The 12,933-nt window shown below is 66.6% G+C and carries 10 protein-coding genes and 1 tRNA gene; 4 read left to right on the top strand and 7 right to left on the bottom strand.

What is annotated here, in order from left to right; all coding sequences use genetic code 11:
* Window positions 1-302: 302 nt before the first annotated feature.
* The 5 genes from thrB to argS are packed head-to-tail and all read right to left on the bottom strand — an operon-like array spanning window position 303 to window position 6,846.
* A complete protein-coding gene (gene thrB / locus N2K98_RS11770) occupies window positions 303-1,307 on the bottom strand; it encodes a homoserine kinase (RefSeq protein ID WP_255865203.1) in 1,005 nt (334 codons plus the stop codon).
* A gap of 11 nt (window positions 1,308-1,318) precedes the next feature.
* Complete coding sequence (gene thrC / locus N2K98_RS11775; protein ID WP_255797265.1) at window positions 1,319-2,446, bottom strand: threonine synthase; 1,128 nt, start codon at window positions 2,444-2,446, stop codon at window positions 1,319-1,321.
* Between the two features lie 3 nt (window positions 2,447-2,449).
* A complete protein-coding gene (locus N2K98_RS11780; protein WP_255865202.1) occupies window positions 2,450-3,745 on the bottom strand; it encodes a homoserine dehydrogenase in 1,296 nt (431 codons plus the stop codon).
* 23 nt (window positions 3,746-3,768) lie between these two features.
* Window positions 3,769-5,193 carry a diaminopimelate decarboxylase gene (gene lysA / locus N2K98_RS11785; protein ID WP_255865201.1) on the bottom strand — a complete coding sequence of 475 codons (1,425 nt, stop codon included), beginning with the start codon at window positions 5,191-5,193 and terminating at the stop codon, window positions 3,769-3,771.
* A gap of 3 nt (window positions 5,194-5,196) precedes the next feature.
* On the bottom strand, window positions 5,197-6,846 hold the full coding sequence (argS, locus tag N2K98_RS11790) for an arginine--tRNA ligase (protein WP_255865200.1): 1,650 nt from the start codon (window positions 6,844-6,846) through the stop codon (window positions 5,197-5,199).
* A 177-nt stretch (window positions 6,847-7,023) separates the two neighbouring features.
* Between argS and N2K98_RS11795 the strand changes: the two genes are divergently transcribed.
* From N2K98_RS11795 to N2K98_RS11805, 3 genes are read left to right on the top strand one after another with little or no spacing between them, the layout of a single operon-like run.
* Window positions 7,024-7,488 carry an FMN-binding protein gene (locus tag N2K98_RS11795; RefSeq protein WP_255865199.1) on the top strand — a complete coding sequence of 155 codons (465 nt, stop codon included), beginning with the start codon at window positions 7,024-7,026 and terminating at the stop codon, window positions 7,486-7,488.
* A 10-nt stretch (window positions 7,489-7,498) separates the two neighbouring features.
* Window positions 7,499-8,368, top strand: a complete 870-nt coding sequence (locus N2K98_RS11800) for an FAD:protein FMN transferase (RefSeq protein ID WP_255865198.1) — start codon at window positions 7,499-7,501, stop codon at window positions 8,366-8,368.
* Complete coding sequence (locus N2K98_RS11805; protein WP_255865197.1) at window positions 8,365-9,882, top strand: FAD-dependent oxidoreductase; 1,518 nt, start codon at window positions 8,365-8,367, stop codon at window positions 9,880-9,882. Before N2K98_RS11800 ends, N2K98_RS11805 begins: the two co-directional genes overlap by 4 nt.
* Before the next feature lie 169 nt (window positions 9,883-10,051).
* On the opposite strand, the gene N2K98_RS11810 is transcribed toward N2K98_RS11805, so the two are convergent.
* The gene (locus N2K98_RS11810; protein ID WP_255865196.1) at window positions 10,052-11,920 is read right to left on the bottom strand and encodes an HNH endonuclease; all 1,869 of its coding nucleotides are present in this window, start codon (window positions 11,918-11,920) and stop codon (window positions 10,052-10,054) included.
* A gap of 281 nt (window positions 11,921-12,201) precedes the next feature.
* Here N2K98_RS11810 and N2K98_RS11815 point away from each other — a divergent pair.
* Window positions 12,202-12,274 (top strand) — tRNA-Arg (locus tag N2K98_RS11815).
* Between the two features lie 67 nt (window positions 12,275-12,341).
* On the opposite strand, the gene N2K98_RS11820 is transcribed toward N2K98_RS11815, so the two are convergent.
* On the bottom strand, window positions 12,342-12,863 hold the full coding sequence (locus N2K98_RS11820; RefSeq protein ID WP_255865195.1) for a DUF6176 family protein: 522 nt from the start codon (window positions 12,861-12,863) through the stop codon (window positions 12,342-12,344).
* Between the last annotated feature and the right edge of the window lie 70 nt (window positions 12,864-12,933).

Below are 12,933 nucleotides of genomic sequence, written 5' to 3' on the forward strand. Positions count from 1 at the left end.
GCCTACTACCGGCCCGATGGCCGGAGAAAGGCGAATCTGCTGGGTGCCTTATGTAAAGAAGAATCCACGCAGAGTCTGGTCAGCTTCGCTGCCGAACACGCGGCATTCAAGCGGGACACGCCGCTTCTTGGCGGTTCCTTTGAAGGCTGCACCGGAGACTGTGCCTCCGCGGGTGGGCAATTGAATCAACGGAAATCACCGCGGGACGGGTGTAATCACACCTGACGGCGGCAAAGTGTTTTCAACGAAAGCCCGGGGCGGCCCGAAATGGACGGCTACCTACGGGAGCACAGGACGGAAAATTACCGCTGGTGCCCTTCCACTCTAGCACCATCTCGCTCCACGCCAAGCCGCAAAACACGCCAATTTTCGCCGAATTCCGCTGCCTGCAAATGTTTGGTCATCGCCTGCTCCGCTTCCAGGGCGGACTCCTCGCCGTAGGCAAGGCACATCACCGTGGGACCGGCACCGGAAATCACGGCGGCGAACCCCGCCGAGCGCAAGGACGAAAGCAGCCGGGCACTCGGCAGCATCGCCGGTGCGCGGAAATCCTGGTGCAGCGCGTCCTGCGTTCCCTCGAGCAGCAGCGACGGATCCACGGTCAAGGCGTGGATCAACAGTGCGGCACGGCCTGCATTGGCTGCGGCCGTCCGGTGTGCCACGGTGGCCGGCAGCAGGCCGCGGGCACTCTCGGTGGAGAGTTCAACGGCCGGTATTGCCACGACGGGAACCACATCGGGATGGACTGAGGCCCGCACGGAGCGGAAGACGCCGTCGTCTTCCCAGGAGATGGCGAGGTCGCCGACGAGGGCGGGAGCCACATTGTCCGGGTGGCCCTCGAGTGCGGAGCAACTGTGCAGCAGGCCTGCGGCATCAAGCCGCGCCTCGGCCGGCAACAGGGAATTCGCGGCGAGGACGCCCGAGACAATAGCCGACGCCGACGAGCCCAGACCGCGGCCGTGCGGAATAGCGTTTTCCGCGCTCAGGTGCAGTCCCTCCGCACGGTACCCGGCAGCGGCCAGGGTGGAGAGCAGGGTCCGGACCACCAGGTGCGAGGAATCCAGGGGAACGTTTCCGGCGCCTTCCCCGGCGACCTCAACGATGATGCCTTCCTCCGCGGACGTACGCACCCGCACTGTGTCATACAGCGTGAGGGCAAGCCCCAGGGAATCGAACCCCGGGCCCAGGTTGGCGCTGGTCGCGGGCACGGACACGGTCACGTCCTGCCCCGGCGCCACGATGAGGGAACCGGTGCGGGAGCCGGTGCGGGAATCAGACCGCTGTCCGCCGGGCAGATCCACCTGCATGCTTTCCCGCCCTACTTGCCGGATCCGGCGGGCTCTGCCGCTTCCAGGCCCAGCGCTGCTGCCACGCTCACGACGTCGAAGTCCACCTTGGTGGGTTCGACGTCGGAACCGTCGGCGGTGCGCAGTGCCCACTGCGGGTCCTTGAGGCCGTGGCCGGTAACCGTAATGACGATGGTCTTGCCTGCGGGGACTTCCCCGGCGGCGTGCTTTTTGAGCAGCCCGGCCACCCCGGCTGCCGAGGCCGGTTCCACGAACACGCCTTCGCGGGAGGAGAGCCAGCGGTGCGCGTCGAGGATTTCAGTGTCCGTGACGGCTTCGATCAGGCCGCCGGATTCGTCGCGGGCGGCAATGGCCTGGTCCCAGGAAGCAGGGTTGCCGATGCGGATGGCGGTGGCGATGGTGTCCGGATCGGTGACCGGGTGTCCCTTCACCAGCGGCGATGCGCCTTCGGCCTGGAAGCCCCACATGTGCGGGGTCTTGGTGGCCACCGGAGCCAGTTCCTCGCCGGCCACGTTGGTCCAGGGCTTCGCGTATTCGGAGTAGCCCTTCCAGTACGCGGTGATGTTTCCGGCGTTCCCGACGGGCAGCAGGTGGTAGTCGGGGGCATCGCCGAGGTAGTCCACCACTTCAAAGGAGGCCGTCTTCTGGCCCTCAATGCGTGCCGGATTTACGGAGTTCACCAGGAACACCGGGTAGGCCTCGGCAAGCTTGCGGGCCACCTCCAGGCAGTTGTCGAAGTTGCCGCGGACCTGCAGCAGCTGGGCGCCGTGCGCAATTGCCTGGCTGAGTTTGCCCATGGAGATCTTGCCGTCCGGCACCAGCACGGCGCAGGTAATGCCCGCCTGCGTGGCGTACGCGGCAGCCGAGGCGCTGGTGTTGCCGGTGGATGCACAAACCACTGCCTTGGCGCCGGATTCCACGGCTGCGGTCATGGCCATGGTCATTCCGCGGTCCTTGAAGGAGCCGGTGGGGTTCATGCCCTCGACCTTGAGGTAGACCTCGCAGCCGGTGAGCTCGGACAGCGCCTTCGCGCGGACCAGCGGTGTACCGCCCTCGCCGAGGGTAATGACCTCGGTGTGTTCGGTTACCGGAAGACGGTCAGCGTATTCGCGGATAACGCCGCGCCATTGGTGAGCCACGGCTCAGACTCCTTCTACCCGCAGGACGGATTTGACGTTCTTGATGACGTCCAGGCCCTTGATGGCCTCGACGGTGGCCGCGAGGGCGGCCTCGGAAGCACGGTGCGTGACGAAGCGCAGCTCGGCGCTGGCGCCTTCACCGTGGATGGTCTGCCGCATGGTTTCGATGGAGACTCCGTGCTCGGAGAACACCCGGGCGACGGCGGCCAGGACGCCGGGCTGATCGGCCACTTCCAGGCCGATCGAGTAGCTGGTGGTGACCTTTTCCAGCGGGAGAGCCGGCAGCGAGCCACTCGGACGGCCGGCGGGAACGGGACCGCCCAGGACGAGCCTGCGGGCGGCGGTGACGACGTCGCCCATCACCGCGGACGCGGTGGGTGCACCGCCGGCACCCTGGCCGTAGAACATCAGTTCACCGGCGTTTTCCGCTTCGACGAACACCGCATTGAAGGCGCCGTGTACGGCGGCCAGCGGATGCAGGCGGGGCAGCAGGGTGGGGTGCACGCGTACGCTGACGCCTTCGGTGCCGTCGGTGTCCGTAAACTTCTCGGCGATGGCGAGCAGCTTGATGACGAACCCGGCTTCCCGGGCGGCGCTGATGTCCTCCGCAGTAACCGAGCTGATGCCTTCGCAGGAAACGGCGGAGAGGTCGAACCCGGTGTGGAACGCCAGGGAGGCGAGGATGGCACCCTTCGCGGCGGCGTCGTGCCCCTCGACATCCGCGGTGGGATCCGCCTCGGCGTAGCCAAGCCGCTGGGCCTCGGCCAGGGCGTCGGCGAACTGGGCTCCGGTGGAATCCATGGCATCGAGGATGTAGTTGGTGGTGCCGTTGACGATGCCCATGACCTTGGTGATCCGGTCTCCGGAGAGGCTGTCCCGGATGGGGCGGAGGATCGGGATCGCGCCGGCGACGGCGGCCTCGTAGGAGAGCTGGACACCGGCGGCGTCGGCCTTCTCGTAGAGGGCGGCGCCGTCTGCGGCGAGCAGGGCCTTGTTGCCGGTCACGACGGCGGCGCCGGATCCCAGTGCGTTCAGGATCAGGGTGCGTGCCGGCTCGATGCCGCCCATCAGTTCAATGACGATGTCCGCGTCGCGGACCAGGGTCTCGGCGTCAGTGGTGAACAGTTCCGCGGGCAGGTCGACGTCCCGCGGCGCATCAACGTTGCGTACGGCGATGCCGGACAGTTCCAGCCGTGCGCCGAGGCGCGAGGTGAGGTCCGCGGCGTCGTCAATGAGGATCCGGGCAACCTGCGAACCCACGTTTCCGCACCCCAGCAGGGCTACTTTCAGGGTCTTCATATGTCGTGCCACTCCTCTAAGAATTAGGAAACGTCCCGGGCCAGCAGGTCGTCTTCGGTCTCGCCGCGGACAATCAGCCGCGCGGCGCCGTCCCGCACGGCCACTACGGGCGGCCGGGTCAGGTAGTTGTAGTTGCTGGACAGGACCCAGCAGTATGCACCGGTTCCCGGAACGGCCAGCAGGTCGCCGGCGGCAACGTCACCGGGCAGGTAGGCGTCCCTCACCACTATGTCGCCGCTTTCGCAGTGTTTGCCAACGACGCGCGAAATAACCGCGTCATCTTCGGAGGTCCGCGAGGCCAGCACGGCGGAGTAATCCGCGCCGTAGAGCACGGGCCGGGCGTTGTCGCTCATCCCGCCGTCCACGCTCACGTACCGCCGCGGCGAGGTGCCGCCGTCGGGCGTATCCACCCGGACCGTCTTGGTGGTGCCTGCCCGGTAGAGCGTGAAGGTGGTGGGCCCCACGATGGCGCGGCCGGGCTCGATGGAGATCCGCGGAACCGCCAGTCCCAGCTCGGTGCAGGTGCTGCCGACGACGGCGGCCATCGCGTTGGCGATCTCGGCCGGCGGACGCGGGGCGTCTGCCTCGGTGTAGGCGATGCCGTAGCCGCCGCCCAGGTCCAGTTCGGCCAGTTCGACGCCGTAGCCCTGCTTCACCTCGGCCAGGAAGCCGAGCAGCCGGCGGGCTGCGAGTTCGAAGCCGGCGGATTCGAAGATCTGCGAGCCGATGTGGCAGTGCACGCCGACCAGGTTCACGCCGTCGTGCTTGAGTGCGGTTTCCACGGCGGCCGTGGCCGGAGACATCCCGTCCAGCTCCGGATCAGCCACCATGGACAGGCCGAACTTCTGGTCCTCGTGGGCCGTGGCAATGAACTCGTGGGTGGAGGCATGCACTCCGGGGGTCAGGCGCAGCATAACGTTCGCGCGTTCACCGCGGGAGGCTGCCAGATTCCCGAGCATTTCCAGCTCGCCGAGACTGTCCACCACAATCCGGCCCAGCTCCATGTCCAGGGCACGGGTCAGCTCGGCCAGGGACTTGTTGTTGCCGTGCAGCCCGAGCTGGCTGCCGTGGAGTCCGGCGCGCCGGGCCACGGCCAGCTCACCGCCGGAGCAGGTATCCAGGCGCAGCCCCTCGGAGGAGACCCAGCGGGCCACTTCGGTGCAGAGGAAGGATTTGCCGGCGTAGTAGACATCCACTCCCCCGCACAGCCCCGCGAACGCAGCGTCGAAGGAGTCCTTGAAGTCCCGGGCACGGGCGCGGAAATCCGCTTCCGACATCACGAACACGGGAGTGCCGAATTCCTCGGCGATCCGGGAAACGGGGATGCCGGAGATTTCCAGCTCGCCGCCGTCACCGCGCACTACGTCCTGCGCCCACATCTGCGGGTGCAGGGCGTTGGAGTCCTCGGGGTGGCTCAGCCATGCGGGAGCCAAGGGTGAAGCAGTCATGAATTACATCCGTTCGGGTGCGGAGACTCCCAAGAGGCCCAGGCCGTTGGCCAGGACCTGGCGTGCGGCAAGGTTCAGCCACAGGCGGGTGCGGTTGGTGTCGGTGATTTCCTCGTCACCCTGGGGAGCAATGCGGCAGGCGTCGTACCAGCGGTGGTAGGTGCCCGCGATGACCTCGAGGTGGCGGGCCACGCGGTGCGGTTCGCGGAAGGCGCTGGCCTGCGCGACGACGCCGGGGTACTGCCCCAGTGCGGCGAGCAGTGCGCTTTCGGTGGGGTGGCTCAGCAGCGAGGCGTCAAAGGCGGAATCGTCGACGCCGGCGGCCTCGGCGTTGCGGGCCAGGGCGTGGGTGCGGGCGTGGGCGTACTGGACGTAGAACACGGGGTTCTCGTTGCTGCGCTTGGTCAGCAGGTCCAGGTCAACGTCGATGTTGGAATCTGCGGAGAAGCGGGCCAGCGTGTAGCGGGCAGCGTCCACGCCTACGGCCTCAACCAGGTCCTCAAGGGTGACCACGGTGCCGGCGCGCTTGGACATACGAACGGGCTTGCCGTCCTTGACCAGGTTCACCATCTGGCCGATGAGCACCTCGACGCACTCCGGGTCGTGGCCCAGGGCTGCTGCTGCTGCCTTCAGCCGTGCCACGTAGCCGTGGTGGTCTGCGCCCAGCATGTAGACATTCAGGTCGAAGCCGCGCTCGCGCTTGTTGTGGATGTAGGCAATGTCACCGGCGATGTAGGCGGCGTTGCCGTCCGACTTGATGACCACGCGGTCCTTGTCGTCGCCGAACGCGGTGGAGGTCAGCCACCAGGCGCCGTCCTTCTCATACAGGTTCTCGGAGCCCTTGAGCTGCTCCAGGAGCTTGGCCACCTGGCCGTTTTCGTGCAGCGAATCCTCGTGGAAGAAGACATCGAAGTCCACGCCGAAGTTGTGCAGGGATTCCTTGATGTCACCGAACATGAAGTCCACGCCTACGGCGCGGAAACGTTCCTGCGCCTCGGCGTCGGGCAGCTCGGTGATGTTCGGCTCTGCGGCCAGCACGCGGTTGGCGATGTCCACGATGTACTCGCCGGCGTAACCGTCTTCCGGGGCGGGTTCACCCTTGGCCGAGGCGAGCAGGGAGCGGGCGAAGCGGTCAATCTGCGCGCCGTGGTCATTGAAGTAGTACTCGCGGGTGACCTCCGCGCCCTGGGACTGGAAGACCCGGGCCAGGGCATCGCCGACGGCGGCCCAGCGGGTGCCGCCCAGGTGGATGGGCCCGGTGGGGTTGGCGGAGACGAACTCCAGGTTGATCCGGGTGCCCTTGAGGATTTCCGAGGTGCCGTAGGCGGGGCCGGCCTCGACGATGGCCTTGGCCAGTTCACCGGCCGCACCGGCGTCGAGGGTGATGTTCAGGAAGCCGGGGCCGGCAATGTCGACCTTGGCCACGCCGGCGATCTTTTCCAGCCGGCCCTTGAGGATCTCGGCGAACTGGCGGGGATTCATGCCGGCCTGCTTGGACAGCTGCAGGGCGATGTTGGTGGCCCAGTCACCGTGGTCCCGGTTCTTCGGGCGCTCCACGCGCACCTCCCCGGGCAGCTCGATGCTGAAGTCACCGGCATCGATGGCGTCTTGGAGGCAGGCAGTTACGGCGGAGGAAAGTTCTTCAGGAGTCACCGGTTAAGCATAGCCGGGTGCAGCACGGGTCCCGTTTTGTATGACAGGCCTTACGCTCTGCGGATCCGGCACCGGCACCAATGATGCGATGTAATGAAAGGGAACCGTTGAACTGAAGGACCGGTTTCCGCGCGTGTGCGTGCCCCGGACCGAAGCGCCCCCACTCCAAGGAGAAACGTGAACCGAGCGAGCAAGTCCCTGCTGAGTGCCGCCGCCGGCCTGTCCCTGCTGTCTGCCGCCGGCTGTGCCGCGGGCGAGGAAACCGCCGGCGCCGGCCAGGCCCCGGCTGAGCCCCCTGCGTCTTCCCCCGCCTCCGCCCCCGGCTCTGCAGCCGGTTCCGGAAGCTACGCCGACGGCGAGTACTCGGGCACCGGAAGCTACATCCCGCCGTCGGGCACTTCCGAAGACGTGGACGTTACGCTGCGGCTCGAGGGCGGCGTGGTGGCGGAGCTGGAGGTGGAGACCTCGCAGAAGAACCCGACGTCCAAGCAGTACCAGCGTGAGTTCACTTCCAATGTGAAGGAGCAGGTGGTCGGCAAGAACCTCGACGAGCTGGACGTGGACAAAGTGGCCGGATCCTCGCTGACCAGCGAAGGCTTCAACCGTGCCCTGGACGCCATCCGGTCCGAAGCCGCTTCCTAGGACAGCACCCGTGCACACACTGGGATTCGAGGCGATCGGTACGCAGTGGTCCCTGTCCACTGCCTCGCCCCTGGATCCCGGCACCCGGGCTGCAGTAGCGGACGTAGTGGAGAGCTACGACAGGACCTATTCGCGCTTCCGCTCCGATTCCACGGTTGCGCGGATGGCCGAGGCTGCGGGCAGCTTTATCCTGCCCGCTTCGGCCGTGCCGTTGCTGCGGCTCTTCGATTCGCTGTGGCAGATCACCGGGGGTGCGGTTAATCCGCTGGTGGGGCGCTCGCTTGAGGTGTTGGGGTACGACGCCGGGTACAGCTTCCTGCCCTCCGGCCCGCCCGCGCCCGCAGCGTCCTGGACGGACACCGTGTCCTGGAGCACCGACGGCCGGGGAACCGTACTGACCACTGCCGCTGAAGTGACCTTCGATATCGGTGCTGCCGGCAAGGGCCAGCTGGTGGACCTGGTCAGCGAGGTCCTGGAAACCGCAGGCCACCGGGAATACGTGGTGGATGCCGGTTCTGACCTGCGCCATGCCGGTGCCGCTCCCCTGCGGGTTGCGTTGGAACATCCGTATGACACGAAGCGGGCCATCGGGGTGCTGACCCTCTCGGACCGTGCATTGTGCGCCTCGGCCGTCAACCGCCGGCAGTGGGGAGACGGGCTGCACCATGTGCTCGATGCCCGCACCGGTTCCCCGGTGGACACGGTCGCGGCCACGTGGGTGCTGGCGGCGGACGCGATGACGGCGGACGGCCTGGCCACTGCCCTGTTCTTTGCCGAGCCGCAGGAGCTGAGCGGCACCTTCTCCTTTGACTATGTCCGGATGTTCACCGACGGCCGGGCCGACTATTCCCCTGCAATGGCTGGAGTCCTATTCCCATGAGCATTTCCGCCCCCGCTGCTCCCCGTACGCTGAACACCTTCCTGGGGCGTTGGACCATGTACCGGTTCACGGTCTGGGTGCTGCTGGCAATTGCTGCCTGGTCCTTTGTCCTTTCCTTCGCCGGAGTGCTCTTCTACACGCCAGCGGAGCTGGGAGCGACGGCGGTGACGGCGTTGGCCTCGACCCTGGTCACCAGCCGTGTGGCGGGGCTGCTGCTGCGTACCCGCCCGCAGACCGACTCCTCGCTGATTACCGGCCTGCTCCTGTTTTTCCTCTTCTGGCCCAGCACCGACGGTGTACAGCTGGGTTGCGTGGCCCTGGCCGGAGCAGTGGCAACGGCATCCAAATACCTCCTGGTGTTCCGGCGGCGGCACATCTTCAACCCGGCAGCGGCGGGGGCGTTTGTGGTGGCAGTAACCGGGCTGGGCGGTGCTGTCTGGTGGGTGGCGACTCCGGGCATGCTGATCGTTGTCCTTCCGGCCGCCGTCCTGGTGCTGTACCGGAACCGTCTGCTGCCGATGGCCGGGGTTTTTGCCCTGACTGCTGCCGTTGTTGTCCTGGCCCGCTTCCTCGCGGGCGGCGAGTCCGTCTCCTACGCCCTGGCAACCATCGTCGGAAGCTATCCTCTGGTGTTCCTGGCCGGCTTCATGCTTACCGAACCGCTGACCCTGCCTCCGTTGCGCTCCCAGCGTCTGGCGGAGGCCGTCGTCGTCGGCGTTCTTTTTGCCGTGCCGCTGTCCCTGGGTCCGGTGATGATGTCTCCGGAGCTGGCGCTGCTGATCGGCAACGCCCTCGCGTTTGCGATGGGCCAGCGCGGAGCTGTCCGGCTGCGGCTGCGCGAAACCCGGGAACTGACCCCTACGGCCCGTGAGCTGGTGTTCGAGCCGATACGTCCCGTCCGCTTCCGTGCCGGCCAGTACGTGGAACTTGCCGTGCCGCATTTTGAGCCGGATTCTCGGGGAACGCGGCGTATTTTCAGCATCACTACTGCGCCGTCGGAACCCGGCACAGTGGCGGTGGGGCTGCGCGTGGCCGAACCGGGCAGCACCTTCAAGACCGCTCTGTTGAAGATGCGCCCCGGAGCGGAGGTGGCGGCTACTACCGTTGCCGGGGACTTCCTGTTGCCGCGGGACAAACGGACACCGGTGCTCATGATCGCTTCCGGTATCGGCATCACTCCTTTCATCAGCCAGCTGCGGCAGGTCCGCGGTGAGGACCGGGACATTGTGCTGGTCTACGCGGCGTCCTCCGTTGAAGAGCTTGCCTATGCCGGAGAACTGCAGGATCTGGGGGTTCGGGTGCTGGTCTGCACGCCGTCGGATCCGGGGATTCCGGGCTGGACCTGGTTGGGTCCGGGGCTGCCGGACGCTGTGGTCCTGCGTACGGAGGTTCCTGACCTGGCAGCTCGGACGGCTTACGTTTCGGGTTCGCCCCAGGCGGTGGCTGCTGCCCGCAAGGCCGTCCGGAGTGCCGGCGGCAGGCGGGTCCGCACCGACCCGTTCCTGGGGTACTAAGGATCCGTTCCGGGGCTACTCAGCGGACAGCGTGCCGGCTTCGGCCGTCGCCACACCCGACTCCACCGGACTTCTGTGGTTCTTCACGGGCTTCCCTGGCCCCTCCGGCTCCTCGCGAGCACGGTTCCGATGACTTATGCGGCTACCCCCTCCTGTAACTGGTTACCCATCAGAAGGGCGGTGCCGCTTCTTGCCGGGATTCGGCCTTTTCATGGTTCGTTGGCGAATGGTTTGTTGCCGCATAGCCCGTCCGCCCATGATTCACCCTCGGGTCTGCTGCCGAATCCGGTGGGCCGAGTTCCAGGAACGGCTCGGTCCGGTAGACACGGCCGGTAGGTGAAGTCCACTCGATCACCCCGGGCACGGGCTGGCAGGCCTTCCAGAAACCCAGGGTCTTGAACCGGTGGTGCCGCCGGCAGAGATGTTCCAGGTTCCCGTGGTCGGTGGGACCACCCCGGGCCCAGTCGATGGTGTGGTCGATGTCCGCGTTCGCGGTGCTGACCCGGCAGCCGGGGAACCTGCAGGTTCCGTCCCTTGCGCGGAGCCATCGGCGGAGTCCGGCCGGGACTTTTCTCCGCCTTCCCACCCCGAGGATCTCACCGGTCTGCGGGTCCTGGGCCAGGCCCGTCCAGCCGACCGCGTTCCTCGCCAGCCTGCGGGCTTCTTCGGCGCTGATGGGTCCGTAGCCGTGAAGTTCCGCGGGTTGGTCGTCGGCTCCGAAGAGGGTTTCGGCGTTGATCAGGACCATGATTTCCGTCCGGGGTACGATTCCCTCGTCCGGTCCTGCACCGCCTCCCCCGGTTCCGTGCGCACCTTTTGCCGCACCGCCAACGGTTCCACCCTCACCCACTGCCCTGCCCACCCCGCCGGCACCGGTTGAGCCGAGGCCGCCCATCAGCAGCTGAGCCAGAATGTCTGCACGCAGTTGATCCGTGGTCCGGGAATCACCCGCCGCCTGTTCACCGCGGGCCGCAGTGCTGAGCGTCGCGTAGATCTGCTGGGCTTCTGCCGCCTGCAGATAGGCGGAGAGGCAGGACATGCCGTCCTCCTCCCGGTCCAGGGTGACTTTGCGCTGCTCGAAAGCGGTCAGATGCCGTTTGCTGACGGTCTCCGGGAACTTCCTCTCACGGAGCCGCCTGGCTTTGCAGGAGAACTGGGACCGGGTTTGGCCCTCCGCTGCTGCCAGCAGGTCAGCTTCAAACTCAGGCAGTTTCGCCTCTGGCACGTTCTGGCACTGGTCCAGCACCACTTGGGCGTGCTGGTAACTCAGCTGTCCTTCTTCCAAGGCGGTCAGGGTGGCGGTATGGGTGCCGCACAGGTTGAGCGCCTCGCTCATCATCCGCTGAGCGGTGACCTGCGGAATGTTCAAAATGGCTGCACATTCTGACGCCGCCAGGCTGAACGCCATCCCAGGTTCGAGCCGTCCCGAAGCGGCGTGGAAGTCCTCCCTGAAGATCTCTTCCATCCGGTTCACCAGACGTGCCTCCTGCGCCTGCACCCAGGACATCAAATGCGCCATCCGGGACAGGGCATCGCCCACCATCTGCTCGTCGAAGGCTTCAAGGTTCTGCAGCGCCAACGTCCCGGTAAACCCATCCGGGTAGGCCTCAGCAGGACTCCCCTGAGCACCGGCAGTCTCAGCCCCGGAACCCTCCGGGTCGGCTTCGCAATCGGCGGTGGGAGTTCCGGAATCGGCTGGCTCAGCGTCGGATGGATCGGGAAGGCCAGGCCCGGCATCAGGAACGGGATTGTCGGCTGGCCGGGCGTCAGCCTCGGCGTCAGCCTCGGGAGTTGCAGCAGAAGCAGGGGTACCCGAGGCAGCAGCCTCGGCGTCGTTCTCGGGAGTTGCAGCAGAAGCAGGGGTACTCGCGGCAGCAGCCCCGGCAGGGCCGGCAGGCTCGACTGCAAGTTCCGCCCGGTACACCGACACGGTGCAGGGCGGACGCGGCGGTTCGGCACCGCCGGCCTGCCCTTCCGGCTGCTGGTTCTCACCGCTCTGCTCTTCAGTTATCGGTTCTGTATTTCCGAGCTGATCCATACCTCAGGATTTCATCCGGCACTGACATTTCCGGCCCAAAAACAGCCCCCAAACGACGCTCCCGAAGACCAGAAATACCCGTCTTTCGAAGGCCACTACCTACCCGCACAAACAAACCAACACGGCCGGTTTTCACGCGACGCAATTAAAGCCTTCGGGAACGACACCGGAAACGAGTCCGGCGCCCGGCCCATCCGCAGCAGCAGCAGGTTTTCCCCGCCCGGCTGAAACCTGCTAAGCTTCTTGAGTCCCACAGGACCTGCCGGTTTACCGGAGTCCTTGCCCTCGTAGCTCAGGGGATAGAGCGGTTGCCTCCGGAGCAACAGGCCGTAGGTTCGAATCCTATCGAGGGCACATTGAGACATAAGAGAAGAACCCCGCAGCCCCTGGCTGCGGGGTTCTTCTTGTTTTGCGCCTGCGTCTAGTCCCCGGAGGCCCCTGCAGCGCCGGCAGCGCCGGAGGCCACGGGAGCACCGGCCGCCACGGGAGCACCGGCCGCCCCGACAGCACCGGCATCCTCGACGGCGGCACGAACCGCCGGCGGGCAAAGGAAGAACCGCGGCTGGAGCTCCTCCCACCCGGGATGCTTGGTCTTTTTCCCGTACTCCAGGTGCGCCTGGTCCAAGGGGTTGTCGGGAACGAGCCCGGGGCTGTCATTTCCCATCAACTGGAAGTGGTACATCCACCAGGACCCGTCCGCCTCCTGGTTCAGGAACGTGGCCTCCAGCGCCATGAGTTCCCGGCCCAGAGTGGCCAGGCATTCGTCGTAGCGCTCGTGGAGCATTGTCATCCAGTCGTCGAACGAAGACTCGCGGGAATCCAGCAGCCGTGCCCTGCTCAACTCCATCCGCATGCCCTGCGGCACGGACGGCGGCATAGTCCAGCCGGGAAAGTCCCGGGCAGCAGGCTCGAACGGAATGGGCGGGTGCGCGGAAGGAGTCATGCGCCTGACTCTAGGGGGAATCACCGCACGGCACACTTCACGCCCGGGTTGAAGGTGGTGACAGGAGCGC

Source organism: Arthrobacter jinronghuae (assembly GCF_025244825.1).
Lineage (GTDB): Bacteria > Actinomycetota > Actinomycetes > Actinomycetales > Micrococcaceae > Arthrobacter_B > Arthrobacter_B jinronghuae.

What these genes read in the sequence shown, in the direction of transcription:
- thrB (WP_255865203.1), bottom strand. Translation starts at nt 1,307, where the DNA reads ATGCAGGTGGATCTGCCCGGCGGACAGCGGTCTGATTCCCGCACCGGC.
- N2K98_RS11780 (WP_255865202.1), bottom strand. Translation starts at nt 3,745, where the DNA reads ATGAAGACCCTGAAAGTAGCCCTGCTGGGGTGCGGAAACGTGGGTTCG.
- lysA (WP_255865201.1), bottom strand. Translation starts at nt 5,193, where the DNA reads ATGACTGCTTCACCCTTGGCTCCCGCATGGCTGAGCCACCCCGAGGAC.
- N2K98_RS11805 (WP_255865197.1), top strand. Translation starts at nt 8,365, where the DNA reads ATGAGCATTTCCGCCCCCGCTGCTCCCCGTACGCTGAACACCTTCCTG.
- N2K98_RS11810 (WP_255865196.1), bottom strand. Translation starts at nt 11,920, where the DNA reads ATGGATCAGCTCGGAAATACAGAACCGATAACTGAAGAGCAGAGCGGT.
- N2K98_RS11820 (WP_255865195.1), bottom strand. Translation starts at nt 12,863, where the DNA reads ATGACTCCTTCCGCGCACCCGCCCATTCCGTTCGAGCCTGCTGCCCGG.